Annotated in this window: 12 protein-coding genes; 7 read left to right on the forward strand and 5 right to left on the reverse strand. The window is 47.6% G+C overall.

The window, feature by feature from the left end; genetic code table 11:
- Positions 1 to 23: 23 nt before the first annotated feature.
- Both QNM19_RS02115 and QNM19_RS02120 read right to left on the reverse strand, forming a co-directional pair.
- Positions 24 to 3545, reverse strand: a complete 3522-nt coding sequence (locus QNM19_RS02115; RefSeq protein WP_284026250.1) for a hypothetical protein — start codon at positions 3543 to 3545, stop codon at positions 24 to 26.
- A gap of 295 nt (positions 3546 to 3840) precedes the next feature.
- Positions 3841 to 4335: a DUF6702 family protein gene (locus QNM19_RS02120; protein WP_284026251.1), complete on the reverse strand. Its 495-nt coding sequence runs from the start codon at positions 4333 to 4335 to the stop codon at positions 3841 to 3843.
- 435 nt (positions 4336 to 4770) lie between these two features.
- On the opposite strand from QNM19_RS02120, the gene QNM19_RS02125 reads away from it, so the two are divergent.
- Genes QNM19_RS02125 through QNM19_RS02140 form a run of 4 tightly spaced genes read left to right on the forward strand, consistent with a single transcriptional unit; the run spans position 4771 to position 10603 of the window.
- Positions 4771 to 5001, forward strand: coding sequence for a hypothetical protein (locus QNM19_RS02125; protein WP_010381399.1), 231 nt, complete (start codon positions 4771 to 4773; stop codon positions 4999 to 5001).
- 53 nt (positions 5002 to 5054) lie between these two features.
- Positions 5055 to 6275, forward strand: coding sequence for an exonuclease SbcCD subunit D C-terminal domain-containing protein (locus tag QNM19_RS02130; protein WP_284026252.1), 1221 nt, complete (start codon positions 5055 to 5057; stop codon positions 6273 to 6275).
- Positions 6272 to 9928 carry an AAA family ATPase gene (locus tag QNM19_RS02135; RefSeq protein WP_284026253.1) on the forward strand — a complete coding sequence of 1219 codons (3657 nt, stop codon included), beginning with the start codon at positions 6272 to 6274 and terminating at the stop codon, positions 9926 to 9928. Before QNM19_RS02130 ends, QNM19_RS02135 begins: the two co-directional genes overlap by 4 nt.
- Positions 9929 to 9937: 9 nt before the next feature.
- The gene (locus tag QNM19_RS02140) at positions 9938 to 10603 is read left to right on the forward strand and encodes a class I SAM-dependent methyltransferase (RefSeq protein WP_049866502.1); all 666 of its coding nucleotides are present in this window, start codon (positions 9938 to 9940) and stop codon (positions 10601 to 10603) included.
- Between the two features lies 1 nt (position 10604).
- Here the strand turns inward: QNM19_RS02140 and QNM19_RS02145 are convergent, their stop codons facing one another.
- Positions 10605 to 11183, reverse strand: a complete 579-nt coding sequence (locus QNM19_RS02145; protein WP_284026254.1) for a DUF6942 family protein — start codon at positions 11181 to 11183, stop codon at positions 10605 to 10607.
- 206 nt (positions 11184 to 11389) lie between these two features.
- Between QNM19_RS02145 and QNM19_RS02150 the strand changes: the two genes are divergently transcribed.
- From QNM19_RS02150 to QNM19_RS02160, 3 genes are all read left to right on the forward strand, one after another.
- Entirely contained in the window at positions 11390 to 13369 is a 1980-nt protein-coding gene (locus QNM19_RS02150) for an alkaline phosphatase PhoX (protein ID WP_049866501.1), read from the forward strand.
- Positions 13370 to 13434: 65 nt separating this feature from the next.
- A complete protein-coding gene (locus tag QNM19_RS02155) occupies positions 13435 to 15090 on the forward strand; it encodes a hypothetical protein (protein ID WP_284026255.1) in 1656 nt (551 codons plus the stop codon).
- A 512-nt stretch (positions 15091 to 15602) separates the two neighbouring features.
- Entirely contained in the window at positions 15603 to 15938 is a 336-nt protein-coding gene (locus QNM19_RS02160) for a hypothetical protein (protein ID WP_284026256.1), read from the forward strand.
- A gap of 114 nt (positions 15939 to 16052) precedes the next feature.
- Here QNM19_RS02160 and QNM19_RS02165 read toward each other — a convergent pair whose 3' ends face one another.
- Together QNM19_RS02165 and QNM19_RS02170 are read right to left on the reverse strand one after the other, a co-directional pair.
- Positions 16053 to 16964: an SDR family NAD(P)-dependent oxidoreductase gene (locus tag QNM19_RS02165; protein ID WP_049866040.1), complete on the reverse strand. Its 912-nt coding sequence runs from the start codon at positions 16962 to 16964 to the stop codon at positions 16053 to 16055.
- Between the two features lie 127 nt (positions 16965 to 17091).
- The gene (locus QNM19_RS02170) at positions 17092 to 17946 is read right to left on the reverse strand and encodes an AraC family transcriptional regulator (RefSeq protein ID WP_049866039.1); all 855 of its coding nucleotides are present in this window, start codon (positions 17944 to 17946) and stop codon (positions 17092 to 17094) included.
- Positions 17947 to 17950: the final 4 nt, after the last annotated feature.

Consider the following 17950-nt stretch of genomic DNA (forward strand, 5'->3'; position numbering starts at 1 on the left):
GCCTGGCCTGTTTTACACGGATATTAGAGAGTTTCGATTTGCTCGTTGGCATAAATGATGAATACACCCGCATCTCGTTTCACGATTTTTGCGGCTTGCTCTTCACCCACCATAATGGTGCCCAGCGTTTGCTCACCTTCACTGTCATCGGAGTTTGTCTCGGCCAACTCCAAAGTGACACCTTCGGCATTATTAGCTGAAAGTTGCTCTGTTTCTGTGTTGTAGAAGACAGTGAAACTACGCTTTAGCTCTGAACCCGGTACCTGGTAGTCAACCTCCAGCTCCAGCTCGCCCGCTTTAAAGTCGGTACGCTGGCCTACCAGAGACAGGTCAACATGGTACTCACCCAGCTTAACATTGACATTCATAGCAGCACTGATGTCCAGATAGTTAGATTCGGTCTCAATTTGGTAGGTGTCATTGGGCTTACCAAAAGTGCGATGGCCTTCATAACCTTGCTCGTTCATGGACATGTAATAGACAACTTCGACCTGGCCATAGCCCGGATAATTCAGTGTGTATCCCTGGTATAGCTTCTTTTCAAATGCTTGTCGTGCGTAGCCCTGGCTGCCTATCATCAGCTCGGTACCGCTAATATCCCGTACCGCCGACAGATAGCTGTCATAATTCATAGTCCATTCTGCATGCTTGACTGGGTCGAGGTAATTCCCACTTTCGTCTACTGGCATACCTTTTTCATCCAGATCATGTGGCTGAATAAAGTAGGCGGTATATCCCTTTTTTGAAGTGTCAGGCTGAAGATACGCAGCAACGCTGTTGTCAATGGCATGGAACTGATCAAAAGAGCTAGTGCTGATCATCAGCGCATTCTGATCGTCTTGTTGTGTCAGCGCATTGATGAATACTGAACTATATTCAAGGGCCACCCCGTTATTTGACACTATATATTGGTAGCTTGCTGTGGTGCTATCGTCACCAGACGAACTCCAGGATTGTTGAAGCTCTCCTATTGTTGAAACGATGATATCTCCGTCTGCGGATGTTTTGATCTCGGGGGTATTGTCAATGTTTGGAAACATATACCGTGCCGATAGGTCATAGCTTTGACCGACCTGATAATCCTGTTCTAAAAACTGAAAGTTGACGTAAATATCATCTACAACCGCAATGTAAAAGGTGCCCGAATGAGCTGGAGTCAATAAGGTTTGGACATCTTTGATGCTGGCATAGTCAACCGGGAAGCGGCGCAATTTTTGCACGTCTACTTTGTTGTCTGCATAGAGCCATGTTCCCCAGTTCAGTTGATCAACAGGCACCTGTTCACCAGACTCAAATGTCACCAGTCCATTAGCATAATGAGTGGTGCTGTCTTGCGGATAACGAAAATACTGTAATTTAAATTCATCAGTACCTTCTGGCACGATCCGTTCGAGTCTTTTAGTGACAAAGTTGTCTCCATAGTCACTGGTCACTTCAACATAGTCTACGCCCTGATAGGTGCTGATCTTTCTTGTATGAATAGGAGTGGTGTTTTCATCGTCTATATATTGAGTGATAACAGTCGCAATGCCCTGCTGATTAACCGGTTGGAATTCAATCAGCAGTGACTCGCCGTTTTTGCTGGTGATTTTGGCCTTTGAGTCAGACTCAATGGCTAGCGTGCCTGCATCAGGAATAAGGCGGCCAAAATGTTCAAATCCGGCAGGGTTAAACTCACTGAGGTTATCCAGTTTTACCGTCAAACTTGCACCGAACTGATTGCCCTGAGCCGCATTAAATGCGCCGCTAAGCGATAGCATACCTGGTACAAATATCGTATCGGGGCGTATTGAGTACTCTTGCCAACCTGCAGCGCCCTCAAACCTTGAAACATGTTCTAATTTTTCAATATGTTTTGCAGTTAGTTCAGCGCTGAGCATGCCTTTAAAGCTGACCGGGTTTTGAACCGTGTCTGTCGCTTTCTGTGCTATGGTCACATCCAGTGTCAGGCTACCGTGGCGGCCATCAAACGCAGGAGCCGTCCCTTCTTTAAGTTGCTCTGTGGTGACAGGCTGATTCAGTACTACCTGAACCTGGCTATTCGGATGAAGCGTCAATGCGGCGGCATTATTCTCCACTTTACCAGACACATTCAGCGTATAGGTTTTATTGTCTTCAGCGACGGTGAGCTTAGCGTTAGCCTCCAGTTGCTCCTCGCCCGCAGACGCGGTCACAGAGAACACTAAACCCGTTTCGTCAATCACGGCTACACCGGTTGCGCCAGCTAGTTCCAGATAGTCGTCGAGTTTAATCGGCTGATTGTTATTAGGCAGCTGACCGGCACGACGCGCGCTGTCGATTAAAGCCAGTGCTTCAGAGACGTCTGCGAGCAGCTTATAAGAGTTAGCCTGATCACGCACCATGTCTGTGGCATCGTCGATCAGGGCAACAAACTCATCACCTTGTGTGCGGACTTCTTTACCGTGTGTGTCTGCAACATCAAACAGGTTCGCAAATACGCGAATATCCTGCACCATTGCTGCGGCTTTAGCGACGGCATCATCACCGCTTTGCTGCTGTGCCTGCCCTTTTACGCGATCTGTGCTTTGTGTATCAGCACTGAGCATTTCATTATGCAGGCTAGTCGATAGCTTTTCCAACTCACTGAGGTTATCGAGTTTGTCAGCCAGTGCAGGATCGGCCTTGATAAGTGTGATGAGCTGCTGGCTGGCAAGCTCTGCACCCGCAAGAATGTCGCTGAGGTTAAACTCAAAGCTGGCATCATCATCATGCGCTGAGTTGGCCAAAAACGCGCCGTCTGTGGCTTGAATATCGGTTATAGCTTCGGCCAGGCGTGTGCTCAATGCGTTGTTCTCATCACTCAGGTCCGAGAACAAGGCGTGTGCAATCCCTGCGTTGATTAGGGCATAACGGAGGTCTTCACTGTTGTTGCCATCAACCAGCGACGCACTGTCTTCGATCATTGCTGGTTTCATCTGGTGCAATGCACCTACCAGGCCAAATAGATCGGCAATCTCAGAGTGTGCAGTGGCAATTGAATCAGAGGTTACTTCGCCACGCTGCTGCGCAATTGCTGCGGCAAAGTGTGTCAACGGGGTGATATTCGCGGTGCTTGGCTGCTCAGTGACGTTAACAAATGTGCTTAGTACCAGATCTGGCGCAACCTCGGTCAGATTAACGCGTTCACCGAATGCAATTTTATTATTGGTATCATTTTGGCCGCATCCAGCTGGCGCATCACAAATCATATATGTGGGATTTTTTGCATCCTGGCTGACACTGATCTGTGCTTTGACTATGCCCTGAGCATTGTTAACTGAGGCGTTAAACAGGCCTTTTTCATCCGTTACAACGGTGGTCTGGCTATCGAGTTGAACTGGTTCACCGTTTTCATATTTAAAGAAAGTAACCGGTGCGTTGATCAGCGTACCTTTTGCCGCTACGCCCTTAATTTCATTGGTCGTAACCTGTGTTTCGGGTGTGGGGTCTTGCTTTGTATTGGTCTGGTTGTCATTGCTATCAGAGCCACAGCCACTGAGAACGGATAAAACGCCTAACGCGAGTAGAGTTTTTTTAAATTCCATATTGATTCACCATTTTTAGGTCGCAGCGTACTGCACGGGTCCGGCCCGTGGTTGTATTGGGAGAAGGGATAAAAATGTTATGGGTTAGCTTGGAACGCCATATCCTTGATATGTACCTACTTCATCCTGATGCAGTATTTGCTATGTTGTTTTGATTATTGCGGGTGGTATTGTAATCGGATGAGCTGATTTATCAACAATCATTATGACATTTTAGTTACCATATTGATTTTTATGGCTTTAATTTTTTGTAAATGAAATTTTAAATATAATTTTTGTTGTCTTTTGTTGAATTTTAATCTGCAAACTTCACCCACAGCCAGCTATCGTCGCCATTAAAGTGCAGCGTCTGAACGGATTGCTGAGTTTTAAAGTTGACCATATTAACCTGAGTTGGCCAGATATCTCTAAGTGCATCATGACGCATCTGCAAGTGGCTTAATGTCGCTGGCATAGGCGTGCGCTGGATAACCCAGAAAAACTGCCCATCAATATTGCCACTATATAGCGTCAATGGGATGGCTTGACCTGTTTCATCCTTTAGCTCCACTGTGTTGTGCACATATTTTGCAAAGCGGTTTCTGTCTGACTCGTTTTTAAACAGGTCGGTGTCTTCGCCAAATAGCTCTTCTACTGCATGCTCGGTGTCGTGCAGATAAAATCGGTGCATTAATTCGATCTGCTCGTTACTTGGGTCAACCAGTACCGTTGTCATTGCTGCCTTGATTTGGTGTGCCGTTGCTGTGTTTACCCACATTAGTGCCAGTGCGGCAATCAGCCGATCCCTCATGTCGTACCCCTTGGTTATGTTCGGGTCTTATCATACCGCGAATTGAGCACAATTATTGTTATTTTACTGCTGAGCTTGTTATCTGGATTAAAATAATCGGTGCGCAGTGAGTACGTTTTGTTTTTGAGTGATTTGCATATATGGTCATTTTGCCTCATTCGTCTATATTGTCACGAAACGTAACTAGCCCCGTGTTTTGGACGTAACGAAGTGAGTATAGTGATGATGTCAAAATAACAATAAATTTCCGTGCCAAGTTCCCATTTTGCAAATTTATTGTCTCTATTTTACAAATAAATTAAAAAAGCCAAATTCAATGGTTGAAATCGGAACTAAATTCCCAGTAAAATCGCGGACTTTTCAATCGGCGAGTAAAACTGGCGTTGGTTTTGCTCTGTACAAAGTACCCGTTTAGCAAAAAATGTGGTGAGCAGTATGGATTTCTACATACTAAAAAAACAAGAGAAACTCGTTGCCATACCGGCGGACGAACAGAACTGTAAAGAGTATCTGGATAACGGCTACTTTTATGTTGATAAAGTGGCTGCGTGTAACGAGAAATCGGCACTGAAACGCCTTAATGGCAGACAGAACCGTTATCTCCGCGCGCTGTGGTTGCTGGTGATCCCCGTGATGATTTTCGCCTGGCGTCAACTCAGCCATTAACCTATTCAGCTAAGCAGTGTATATTAACCGGCATTAAGGTTAAGGAACGCTGCATGAAGGTTTTACACACATCCGACTGGCATCTGGGTCAACAGTTTTACGAGCACAGCCGTCATGCTGAACATCAGCATTTTCTGGACTGGCTGTGCGACACACTCACTTCTCATCAAATTAATGTACTGATAGTCAGTGGCGACATTTATCACAGTGCCACGCCTTCGGCGATGGCTGAGCAGCAGCTGTATGCCTTTATCAGGCGTGCAAAAGCTGATAATCCAGACTTACACATTGTTATCACCGCGGGCAATCATGATTCAGCGAATCGAATAGAAACGGCTAAACCGCTGTTGAGTCAATTCGACACCCATGTTGTCGGCCGGTTTGATAAGCATAATCCCCAGGATGTGGTGAAAACCCTGAATACTGGCCTTGGCACTTTACAAGTTGTGGCCATGCCGTTTTTACGCAGTGCAGATCTGGATACCCAAGCCGATGATCCTTTGGCCTATCAACGTGGCGTTGAACGCGCATACCAGGCTGCTTATCAGGGAGTAGATGCTCAACTTCCGGTGCTGGCTATGGGTCATTTACATGCCAAAGGTGGCAGTATTTCCGGCGATTCAGAGCGCAATATTACCATTGGCGGTTTTGACGCTATTACTGCGGATGTGTTTGGGGAACGTCCCGATTATGTTGCGCTGGGGCACTTACATAAAGCGCAAAAAGTTGCTGGTAGCGACGCTATTCGCTATTGCGGAACCCCCTTACCGATGTCGTTTTCTGAGCGTAATTACCGTCACCAGGTACTGCTGGTGGAATTTACCGACAATGATTTTAGTAGTGTAAAGCCCCTTGACGTGCCGCGCCTTAAACCTGTGATTTTACTGCCCGAGCGCGGTGGGGCGACGTTGGATGAGCTCATTGCTTTGCTCAATGAACTCGACTTATCGCAATACCAGAATCAAGGTAAAGCAACACCTTACTTGAGGCTGCGGCTCAACGCCAGTGATACTGACAGTCAGTTTCGCACTAAGATTGAACAGGCACTGGCGGATAAACAAGTGCACTTCTGTGGTATTGAGCGTGTGAATACTACACAACAGAGCACAGACATGCCGCATTTTGAAGACCTGGGACAGGTTGAGAAACTGGAACCCATGAGTTTATTAGAGCTGGCGTATCGGGCACAGATAGACAGTGAACAAGCTGTGCCACAAGCTTTGCAGGATTGCCTGATGCAGGTACTGGCCGGTGTACAGGAGCAGGAAGCATGAAACTACTAGGGATCCAGGTGCAGAATCTGGCGTCACTGGCCGATGCCGACATTGATTTTACACAGCCACCGTTAAAAGACACCGGCCTGTTTGCCATCACTGGCGATACTGGCGCGGGCAAAAGCACCTTGCTGGATGCAATCTGCCTTGCCCTTTACGGTAAAACCGCACGACTCAAGGCTGACGCAAAAAACAAAGTGATGCTCAACGGCGATGAGCTGAAACTTAATGATCCCCGAAACCTGCTGCGTCGTGGCTGTGTCAGCGCCCGCGCCGAAGTAATATTTTGTGGTCAGGATGGCGAGCAATACCGTGCCAGCTGGCGCGTCGGTCGCGCCCGTAACAAGCTGGATGGCCGTATTAAAGAAGCTGAGCATCAGGTGGTACGCCTTGCTGATGATACGGTATTGGCCACCAAAACCACCGAGGCCAAACAGCTACTGGAACAGTTACTGGGTCTGAACTTTGAACAGTTTTCTCGTGCGGTTCTTCTCGCACAGCATGAATTTGCTGCATTTTTGAAAGCCAACAGTGATGAGCGGGCGCAATTGCTCGAAACCCTTACCGGCACGGCTAAGTTCAGCGTGATAGGTAAAGCCATATTTGAACATCACAAAGCAAAGCAAGATGCGCTGGAACAGCGTAAGCAATCACTTAACCATGTCACTTTACTCAGCGATGAAGCACTGGCCGAAAATCAGCAAAACGCAGCGGATTTGACGGCAGCCATTGCCACGGCTCGTGATGAAGAAAAGCACCTGGAGCAAGGCATTCAATGGTATCAGGCTTGTGACAAGCTGGCCGAGCAATGTCATCAGGCTGAGCAGGAACAGGCCGATTGCCAGCAGCGACTGACTATGCATGCCCATGACTTTGATAAAGCGAGGCGCGCCAAAGCTGTCGAGGTGATCGCAGATAACCGGGCTCAGGCTCGGGATATGACTGCCCAGCTTAAGCAACTAGAGCTTGATATCAGCCAGTTGCAACAGCAGGATTACGCGCCGCAGATCCGCATTGCACAAGATCAACTACAAGCCGCTCAGACACGACTCAGTGAGGCAAAAAGCCAGTTGCAGATCAGTACCCCTGCCCTGCAATCATTACGTGAGCTGGACCAGCAGCGCGAAGCCAACAAACAGCTGCTGGCACAAAACAGTGCAGAACATAACGAGCAGCGTGAGCAGCATGAAGCATTGCAACAGCGCAGTGAAACGCTGGGGGCTCAGCTACAAAAGGATGGTCAGCAGGTTGTCCGGTTGCAGCAAGAGTGCCAGGCAGATCCGGATCTGACGCGTGTGAGTGAGCAGTGGTCACAGGTAAGCGGTGCATTAAAGCACTGGCAGGCATGTCAGGCACAGCTCGGTAAACTGGCTCAAGAGCAACAGCACACACAAGCCAGTGCAGACAAAGACACACAAACACAACAGGCGCTGCAGCCCAGGCTGACAGAATTACATCAACAGTTGGCCGGTATTGAGCAAAACCTGAGCGCGACTCAGTCGCAGCTGAGTGAGCTGGACTATGAGACTTTACAATGTCAGCGTACCCAGTTAATTCAGGCGCAGCAAAATCAGTCACAGCATGCCCAGCTGCAACAGGAGCAGGGCGAGCACCGACTTCATATTGATCGCCTGCGGCATCAACATCACAGCCTGCAACAACAACTTAAAGACACTGAGCAGCAAGATGAACTGACCAGACAGCGGGTGTTGCTGACTCAGGAAAATTTACAGCAAGTACGTTTTCGGGCCAGTGACAGTGTTAGTAAACTGAGAACGCAGCTGGTTGCGGGCCAGGAGTGCATGGTGTGTGGCTCGACGGAGCACCCTTATGGTGTAGATCACATCGACAGTCACTGGCAAACCCTGATTGCTGATTTTGAATCGCAATATCAGGCTGCTGAACAAGCCCGCGCGCAGACGCAGCAACGTTACCATGACCTGGTTGGTCAGGCTGAGCAATGCAATGGTCAGTTACAAGCGGCACTGCAACATGAAGCACAACTCAATAGCAAGCTTGCGCAAATTACCGAATTACTGGCGCAGCTGCCTGTTGAGTTACGCGATACTGCGGACCCTCAGGCGTTACTGGCTCAGTTGGATCACAAGCTGCAAACCTACAGCCAGCTGAGTAAAACACAGCAACAGCTTTGGCAGCAACAGCAGGCTGCTCAGCGTGATATACAGCAACTGGAACAACAAAACCAACAGTTACAAAGTCAGCTCGAACGTGCCGCACAGGCAATGGCTTATGCCCAAACCAGGCAAACAGAGCTTGCGACAGAGCAGCAAGAAACCCTGTCGCAGATCCGGCAGATATATTCAACCTCTGCATGGTGGCAGGTGTTTCAGCAATCACCGGATCAAGCTATCACTCAATTGGGCGAGCAAGTGCATGTCAGGCAGCAGCAGCTGCAACAGCTCAGTGAATTACAGCAAAAGATTGATGAAGGTGAACAGCAGGCTAAACTGCTACGCCAGCAAAGTCAGGATAAACAGGCACAGCTTAATAAAACGGCGCAAGCCCGCCACGCTCTGGCTGAAAAAGGGGACGTACTGACCCGTGAACGAACAGCGATCCAGCCACTTGAGATCAGTGCAGACAACTGGCATCAGTCTTTACTGGATGAACAACAGCATGCTGAGAGTTTGCTGGCTCAGGCAACACAACGAGTCTCAGATCTGCGTCAGGCGCAGGAATCACAGGCACTGACGCTGGCACACAAGCAGCAATCACAGCAGCAGCTGCAAGCGTCGCTGACAAAAGTTCAAACTCGTTACCAGAGTTGGCTGGCGGAGCTGCAAACTCAGTTCGACACACTCACAGAAGCGGATGTTGAGGCGCTGTTACAGTGGGATAAATCGCAGTGGCAAGCTTTGCTGGCCGAATATGAGGCTGTGAATAAAGCATTACATAGTGCACAGAATAAACACGCTCACCTGCAAGAAGAACTGGCATCTTTACGTGCTAAGCCTGTGACCGAGCAAGCCCAGGCACATCTTACTGAGCGACTGGTTCAGTTGCAACAAGCGCGCGATGCCAATCAGGCGCAGTTGATCAGTGTAAATGCAGTACTGAAACAGCATGAAGATAACCAGGCTTATCTGGCCGAGCAATATGAGGCACTTCAGGCGCAGCAGGCCGAATACGAGCACTGGCACCTGTTAAATCGCTTATTGGGTGACGCCACGGGCAAAACCATGCGTAACCTGGCTCAAGCACAGACGCTCAGGATCTTGTTGCAATATGCCAATCATCACCTTGGCAGTCTGAGTCATCGTTACCGCCTGACCGTCATCGGGCAGTCGCTGGAGATCGCCATTATTGACCGTGATATGGCCGATGAGCAGCGCAGTGTAAACACTTTGTCTGGTGGTGAGTCCTTCCTGGTTTCTTTGGCGCTGGCATTGGGCCTGGCGTCTCTGTCTTCAAATCAGGTGCAGATCAATTCGTTGTTTATCGATGAAGGGTTCGGCACTTTGGATCCACAAACGCTCAGCGTGGCACTGGACGCACTCGATGCATTGCAGTCACAAGGGCGCAAAGTGGGCGTGATCTCTCATGTGGCCGAAATGACAGAGCGGGTAGCCACGCAAATTAAAGTACAGAAACAGGCTGGCGGCTTTTCGTCGGTTACCATCAGCGAACGATAAGGAGACATCATGCCCAGTTTTACACAGGATGAAGCAACCCATTACGACAGCCGTATTGAGCGCCTGGTGCCCGGTTATCAGCTGCTTCATGAATTGGTGCAGGCACAATTACAGACTGTGCTCCCAGCGGAGGCGCAAATTTTGATCGTGGGAGCCGGCACGGGCAAAGAAGTATTGCAGCTGGCCCACAGCAATCCGCACTGGACCTTCATCGTACAGGATGTGTCTGATGACATGTTGGCCATCGCAGATCAAAATTTTACTAACTTAGGGCTCTCGGAGCGCGTGACCATACACTCAGGGCCACTGGAGCCCGGACAGTATCAAGCTGATGTTGCACTGTGCCTGCTGGTGATGCATTTTGTACCGGATAATGGCGCTAAGCTGGAACTGCTGGAGTCAATTCATAGCAATCTCAAACCCGGTAAATCACTGTTGATGGCAGATCTGATGAAGCCTGAAACCCTGTTTGAGCGCGAGTCTCAGCTTAAGCACTGTCGTGCTATAGGGCTTACTGAGGTTGGTGAAGAACGTATGCGATACAATCTGGAGCACGAATTTTACCCACTCGACAGGATCCGGCTGGCAGAGCTGTTGGATGAAAGTGGCTTTTCGTCCGCGCACATGTTCTTTAAAGCGCTTGGATTCAGTGGCTTAACTTGCGTCAGGCAATAAGTCAGGCATGGCCTGTATTGAGCAACTCAACTAATTTTGAGATCTTAATATTACTAAGCTGGCGATAATCCAAATACGGACAGATCAGTAACTTATTGACGGGATCAATGGCAAACTCCTCATCCAGCCAATGCAAAGAGTTAGTAAAAATATGATCCCGGAGCAATGTCTTTGCATAGGTGCGACCCGCGATGATGTGCCAGTGATAGCGCTTTGCTGCCAAATCTGGCACAGAAAACAGCAATGCCTCCTGGCAACCCTGCTGTAACAGTCGCTTATCCCGGTATTTTTGCCAGCTTGGATAATGTTCGGGATGGTTAGTAAAATTGTGATCCGGGTGACTGAGCTCTGCTATAAACTTGGCATACACATTAAACACTTTGCGCCACCCATTGCCGCATTGTTGGTTGATGTAATCAATTTCTCCAGTCTGTAAGGTTATGACTTTATTTAACTTTTGAAATTCTGAGAGTTTTGGCGGGTGCTCGACATAAATGGCCAGTAAACCTTGCTCTGCGCCAAATCCGTAAGTTGGTAAATTCATGATCTCTGAAAAGGTGTATGCAATTGCTAAACACATTATACCTGTTTTTGTTATTCAATTCTGTGTAAACCCCCTTTACATCGGGGGTGAGCAATAAATTATTCCCCCTGTCTTTAGTTTGACTTATAACTGACTGAAAACCTTAATATTTAAGCAATGTATCTGTAACCGGTTCACCCCAACCTATTGTGCGCTTTATAACAATAACTGTAGCAATCGTAGCAACTAACTCGGAGTAACTAATGAAGCGCATAGCATATTCGTTGATCGCCGCTGCCGTCACAGTGGCATTGACTGCCTGTGATGGTGATGATGGTAAACAAGGCCCTCAGGGCGAGCAAGGTGTTCAGGGTGAGCAAGGCACTAGCGGTACTAACGGTAAAGATGGTACTAACGGTACTAACGGTACTAACGGTACAGATGGCACTAACGGTAAAGATGGTACTAACGGTACGAGCGGTAAAGATGGTACAGATGGTGCTGATGGTGCTGATGGCACGGAAGGTGCTGCAGGTAGTGATGGCCTTCATGGAAGCGCTGGTACAAAAGGTCTTATCCGAATTGCCACTGTACCAGCAGGCGCTGAAGTAACAGGCTTGTTTCTGACAGAACAAGGTGATTTGTTCTTCAACGTACAGCATCCGGATGATTCAAATACGCTTTTTGATGAAAGCAATAAGCGTCCATTTGCTGCCGGTACTGTGGGTGTATTGACAGGTATTAACTTTAACGAATTACCTAGCAATATCGTTAGTTCGCCGGTCCCTGCAACAGATTTTGAAATGCAAACGGTTATGACAGCGGTTGGTCAGTATCAGATCCTGGGCCAGACGGGAGATGTGTATGCGGATTTGGGTGAAAAAGGCCTGGCAGGCGGCTTAGGCGTGCACTACGGCATTACTTCTGGCGATAAGATCATTGAAAATGATAACCCAGACTTCAATGGTTTTATTCCTAGTGCTGACGAAGAAAATACAGGTTACTTGTTTACCAACTGGGAATCATACCCGGGTGGTATGAGCCGTCTTAAAATGAGCAAGAGTGATGCAGGTGTCTGGAGCATTAAGGAAGCTATGATGCTTGACTTTGATGCGGTGAAAGGCACTGCTGCAAACTGCTTTGGATCTGTTTCTCCTTGGGGCACTCCGTTGACGTCTGAAGAGTGGATCGTAAGATCAGATGTTGATACGACTCAGCATGCCGAGTGGAATGACCCTGATTTCACAAGTGTCGATAACTTAAAAGAGTTGCTTGCGCCTGAGTTTCCTAACCCTTATCGCTACGGTTATATTGCTGAAGTTCAAAACCCGCTATCTGATAAGCCAGATGTGGTGAAGCACTTCACTATTGGTCGTTATGAGCATGAAAATTCAGTGGTTATGCCGGATGAACGTACAGTTTATTCCTCTCAGGACGACACCGGTGGTGTGTTGTTCAAATTTGTTGCTGACCAGCCTCGAGATCTAAGTTCTGGTACGCTTTACGGCGCTAAGCTGACGCAGGACAAAGGCCTGAATGATCCAGCTGTGACTGGTTTTGATGTTACATGGGTTGAAATTGCATCTGGTACCAACGCAGAAATTGAAGCCTGGGTTGCTGAGTATGATGAAATCAACACTGAAGACTTTGTTAAAGACCAGACAAGCTACCTATCTGTTGCTGACGTAAAAGCCTGGGCAGAAGGTGCTGAAACTTATCCAACACTGGAGCAAGGTGGTGGTCTGGTTACGGCGGGCAAGCCAATGGATAATCGTGCTGCATTCCTAGAATCTCGCCAGGCGGCCAGACAGCTAGGCGCAACAGCCGAGTGGCGCAAACTGGAAGGGATCAGCATCAACTACGACCGGGTAGTAGAAGCGGTCACTGGCCAAGACAAAGTGCCTGGCGAAGTTGTAGAGCAAGCCTATATGTATATCGGTGTTGCCGACATTGACAAGACCATGATCGATGGTGAGGGCGATATTCAGCTTTCTGCCCGTGTTAAAGACTGTGGTGGTGTTTACCGTGCACACATCGATAATAACTACAACCTGACTCGCATTGAGCCTGTTGTAATGGGTGGTACATATCGTTCAAGCCTGACAGGTGCAGAAAAGTGTGATGTGAATCAGCTATCTCAGCCTGATAACGTGATTGTTATGCAGGATGGCCGCATTATCATCGGTGAAGATGGTATTCAGGAAAACAACACCTTGTGGTTGTACGATCCAAAATCTAAGTAATAACTAACTCTGCGGTGCCCGTTTGTGGCACCGCATTTTTTTATCTAAAAATGGGCGTCATAAAAATGAAATACCACGTAATCGGCCTGGCGGTACTCACTGGCCTGGCCCTAACCGGCTGCGAAGAATCAAAACAATATAATCAAGCCGCTGAATTGATCGTTGCGCAGGCAGACGGCTCGACGGCACCTTACAAGCCAGGCGAAGACATACCGGCAACCGCTTACATGGAACACGATGAGGTCTATAACCCGGAGTCGGTGATCCCTCCTCAGTGTTACACTAAAACCGATGGTGTAAATAATCCCTGTTATGCCTGCCATCAATCTTATAAAGAAGAGCCAGAAAGACCGAATGCGATGCGCGATGGCCATTTGCAGGGGGTCTATGAATTCTCTGATCTGGGCCTGAAAAACCACTGGAAAAATCTTTTTGTTGACAGGACTGACTTGATTGCAGATGTGCCAGATAAAGAGATCATGGCGTGGATCAATCAGGATAATTATACCCCGCTTATCGAAAAGCTGAAAAAAGATGAACAATGGCATGGTGAGATAACCCCGCTAGAAAATCTGGCCTATCCGGAAAAAGCCTTTGATGAGATGGGCTTTGCCAGAGATGGCAGCGGCTGGGTGGCGTTTAACTACAAGCCCTTCCCATCGACGTTTTGGCCCACCAACGGCTCCACGGGCGATGTGATGATCCGTTTGCCCGAAGCGTTTCGCTCAAAAGCCGGTGTCTATAATCAAGATGTGTATCTGGCTAATTTGAGCCTGGTTGAGCTGACGCTTAAAGGTCTGGATAAGATATCAACACCCACAATCTCAGAGCAGCGTATTGGTAAGGATTTAAATGGTGACAATCAGCTCACTGAAATCAATGAAATTACCAAGCAAACACATTATGTAGGGGATGCCACAGATGAGCTGGCGTATATGCTTTACCCTCAGGAGACCGAGTTTTTGCATACCGTTCGTTATATTGGTGTGGACGAACATGGCGGTATTTACAATGCGCCACGTATGAAAGAACTACGTTATATGAAAAAGCACAAATTTAAGACCCGGCAATCACTGAACTCTTCATATTATCGCGAAGCAAAAGAAAAAGAGTTTGAGAACCTGCCACAAACCTTGTACCTGGGTGATAGAGGAATTAATAATACCTTTGGCTGGACTATTAATGGCTATATAGAGGACAAGCAAGGTAATCTGAGACCACAGCATAAGCAGGAACTGGCATTTTGTAATGGCTGTCACAAAACCATCGGCTCAACTTACGACCAGACCTTCTCGTTTGCACGCAAAGTAGAAGGCGCACGTGGTTGGGGCTATATCAACCTCAAAGAAATGAAAGATGTCCCCAACAAAGGCGAAACACTCGGCGAGTTCCTGACTTATATGAATCGCGTTGGTGGTGGCGACGAATTCCGCCAGAACAGCGAAATGCTGCAAAAGTGGTTCAAAGCAGATGGCACGGTCGACAAAGAAAAAGTGGAGTCGACAGATAATCTGTACGAGTTGATCACCCCGTCAAAAGAGCGCGCACTGGCACTCAACAAAGCCTACAAAACCATAGTGGAAGAGCAAAGCTACCTGTTCGGCCGCGATGCAACGCTGGTTGAAGCAAGTAATGTACTGCAGCAAGTAGATGACTCCCAGGCCCCGTTGAAAAAGGAAAACCAACACCAATGGGACATGCAACTTGATTGGGCTAAGTGAGAACGACGATTGATAATCGTCGCAGCTCACTTAGCGCTTTTCATGGATGAAAAGCCGGAAGCCCCCTACAGGGACGTATTTCAACTCGTACCTTATGCGACCGATGATTAATTATCATCGCAGGCTCGGCGCCCCCGCGCTGCGAACGCTTTTCATGGATGAAAAGCCGGGAGCCCCCTACAGGGAAGTATTGCCACTCGTACCTTAATCGTCCCCGCTCACTTAGCGCTTTTCATGGGTATGTCGTGCAAAGTCGTGCTTAGCGCGGTCTTTGCGCAAGATAAATGGGTCGTTTTAGCGAAACTTTTACTACTTATTAAGATCTGAGAGACAGAGTCGTTAATAAGCCGCTCCGTGGTATGCCTGTGGGAAAACTCTGAATAAACTGCCCTGCATGGTCACATTGTACCGATAATGTTGTTACAATATTACTTTGAATAGCAATAACTAAAAATTATGCCCGTACAGGGTTTTACTATTTATTTAGCACGTATTAAATAAGGATTATTATAATGAAAAAGCTCGCTTTATCAGCCGCTTTAGCTCTGGCTTCTTTAGGCGCACAGGCTAATACCTGTAGCAGTATAGGCTGTACAAGTGTCATTGAAACACTTTATACCAGTGAAAATGGCAACATCTACGTGGGATTTCCGGCAGATGAAAAGTTGGCAAAATGTACACCGCAAAGTGGTGTTTACTTTACTTTAAGACCTGACGCAAAAAACAAAAACCAAATGTACTCAACTCTGATTTACGCGCTGGCAGCCAATAAGAAAGTGCAGGCTCGTGTTCACGAAAACTCTCAGGGTTGCACTATTGCCTGGGTGAGTGTAGACACTCGTTGGTAGCCAATAGTTACTAATCCATACTCATCTTGAGGTGAGTCTTTGCTCTGGGCAAAATTGCTTCATCCCCGTGGCTGAAGCAAATCACTTGTTCAGAGCGCCGCTGTGTACCTGGTGCTATACAAAGCGTTGAATTGCCTGGTAGGCGTTGTCCTGATACTGCTGATTGTTCAGGTCTTTAAATAGCTCCGCCTGATCCCCGATAGGGCCCGTTAACCCTTTCTGACTGGCGTAAAATGTGCCACTTTTTAACTCTTCATCAAACAACCCGGTCAGATAGCGCTTCGCACCCTCTTCAACTTTATGGACTTTGCCAAGCCACAGCATAACCTGCATCATACTCTTCATAACATATTGTTTTATAAATGAAAGAGAGTTAAAGCCGTCAGTGCCCGTTGTTGCTCCTGGGCTCATGGTGATGAATTTCAGCTGTGGATGGCGTCTGGCCATTGCCGACATCCATAATGCCCCCATATATTTGATTGGTCCGTAAGGTATGGTCGCATCTGTGGTGGAGCCATAGAACGACCCGTCACAGATAGCGGCAAACTCCTCGACTGATGAGGTGTTTAGCTCTGGACGTTTCATGCCCATTTCCTTCACGCCCCGGGCGGCTTCTGAGCCTGCATAGAGCGCAACCTGAGTAAGCTTCTGCGCCTTAATTAGCTCTTCTGTCAGTACACTGTGCCCCAGCAGGTTAACAGCAAATATCTCGGTGACGCCCTGTTTATTCAGTTTGTTAAACTGTTTACCGCCCGTGCCTCCGGCATTCATGATCAGTGCATCAATACTTTCTGGTAGCTGTTGCACGGCGGAACGCACCGAACTTAAATCGCTGACATCGAGTTGGATAATCTCAAATATATGCTTGCCCGTCTGTTGTTCCAGTGCCATCTTAGCTGCTTCAGCTTTGTCACGGTTGCGACATCCCAGGTAGATCTTTTCAATGTCCGGATACGCAGCAATCTGCTTTGCTGCTTCTTTACCTAAGCCTGCATTTGCGCCAGTGATTAATACGCGGGTGATCATAATGTGCCTCTTTCTAAATTCGGGTATTGAGTTTATGAGGTCAGATTAGCGTATAGCGGCTGGCTGCTTTTGATATTTCTTGCGGTATTGAATGTGCGTTATCGGCTCATAAAAAAAGCCTGATAGTTCAGGCTTTTAGTGTTACAGGGATATTTAGGTACACTTTATTGTTGGGGTCCGCGTCATTAAAGCCGCCTGGTAATAACTCGAAATCAGGCTTGTCAGCGTACTCATAGCGGCTTTTTGGCAGCCAGCTTCCCCAAATATACCTTAGGGTTTCTTCTAAATTTGAAATGGGTCCTGTATGTGTAAATCTGGCATAAGTTTGTGCTGCCAGTTCTCGTGTGATCAGGCCATCCGGCACGTCATCAAAATTTTCAACCTGGGCTGAGCAAATATAAACAAATCGAGTGACGTCACCGTCTTCCTGATAGTTTTCATAGATACCGAAAAAGTGATCGCCTATCCGATTGGGGATTTTGTCACGATAGGGGCGAAAACCTGACCAAAGCTTAGGCAAGCTGAGATCTCCATCTTCGTATACATTGGCAATCCCCACGATTTTCATCGCAGGTTGTTCAATGATCTCGGGTTCCATACTGATGTTGTTTTGCAAAAATGCCAGATCGTCAGGGCTAAATGGCTTTTTATACAACAAACGAAATGGCTCGTTTATTTTTCGATATTGTGCGGGTGTCATATCAAAAAGTGCCTTAAATGCCCGAGTAAATGCTTCTTGAGAATCAAACTGACAGTCCATGGCCAGGGTTAATATGCTCACATCCTCAGTTAATAGTCGTTTTGCAGCTAAGGTTAACCTGCGTTTGCGAAGATACTCTTTTGGGGTGTCGCCTACCAATGCTTTGAAAATCCTACTGTAGTGATATGTTGAATAGTGGGATGCCGCTGCGATTTCATGCACACTGATTTTGTCATGCAAATGCGCTTCAATGTAGTCGATACTTTTAAAAAAACGATCCATCCCA

The sequence above is a fragment of the Pseudoalteromonas ardens genome (genome assembly GCF_030125445.1).
Taxonomy (GTDB): domain Bacteria; phylum Pseudomonadota; class Gammaproteobacteria; order Enterobacterales; family Alteromonadaceae; genus Pseudoalteromonas; species Pseudoalteromonas ardens.

What these genes read in the sequence shown, in the direction of transcription:
- QNM19_RS02125 (WP_010381399.1), top strand. Translation starts at nt 4,771, where the DNA reads ATGGATTTCTACATACTAAAAAAACAAGAGAAACTCGTTGCCATACCG.
- QNM19_RS02170 (WP_049866039.1), bottom strand. Translation starts at nt 17,946, where the DNA reads ATGGATCGTTTTTTTAAAAGTATCGACTACATTGAAGCGCATTTGCAT.
- QNM19_RS02145 (WP_284026254.1), bottom strand. Translation starts at nt 11,183, where the DNA reads ATGTGTTTAGCAATTGCATACACCTTTTCAGAGATCATGAATTTACCA.
- QNM19_RS02140 (WP_049866502.1), top strand. Translation starts at nt 9,938, where the DNA reads ATGCCCAGTTTTACACAGGATGAAGCAACCCATTACGACAGCCGTATT.
- QNM19_RS02160 (WP_284026256.1), top strand. Translation starts at nt 15,603, where the DNA reads ATGAAAAAGCTCGCTTTATCAGCCGCTTTAGCTCTGGCTTCTTTAGGC.
- QNM19_RS02130 (WP_284026252.1), top strand. Translation starts at nt 5,055, where the DNA reads ATGAAGGTTTTACACACATCCGACTGGCATCTGGGTCAACAGTTTTAC.
- QNM19_RS02165 (WP_049866040.1), bottom strand. Translation starts at nt 16,964, where the DNA reads ATGATCACCCGCGTATTAATCACTGGCGCAAATGCAGGCTTAGGTAAA.
- QNM19_RS02115 (WP_284026250.1), bottom strand. Translation starts at nt 3,545, where the DNA reads ATGGAATTTAAAAAAACTCTACTCGCGTTAGGCGTTTTATCCGTTCTC.
- QNM19_RS02135 (WP_284026253.1), top strand. Translation starts at nt 6,272, where the DNA reads ATGAAACTACTAGGGATCCAGGTGCAGAATCTGGCGTCACTGGCCGAT.
- QNM19_RS02150 (WP_049866501.1), top strand. Translation starts at nt 11,390, where the DNA reads ATGAAGCGCATAGCATATTCGTTGATCGCCGCTGCCGTCACAGTGGCA.
- QNM19_RS02120 (WP_284026251.1), bottom strand. Translation starts at nt 4,335, where the DNA reads ATGAGGGATCGGCTGATTGCCGCACTGGCACTAATGTGGGTAAACACA.
- QNM19_RS02155 (WP_284026255.1), top strand. Translation starts at nt 13,435, where the DNA reads ATGAAATACCACGTAATCGGCCTGGCGGTACTCACTGGCCTGGCCCTA.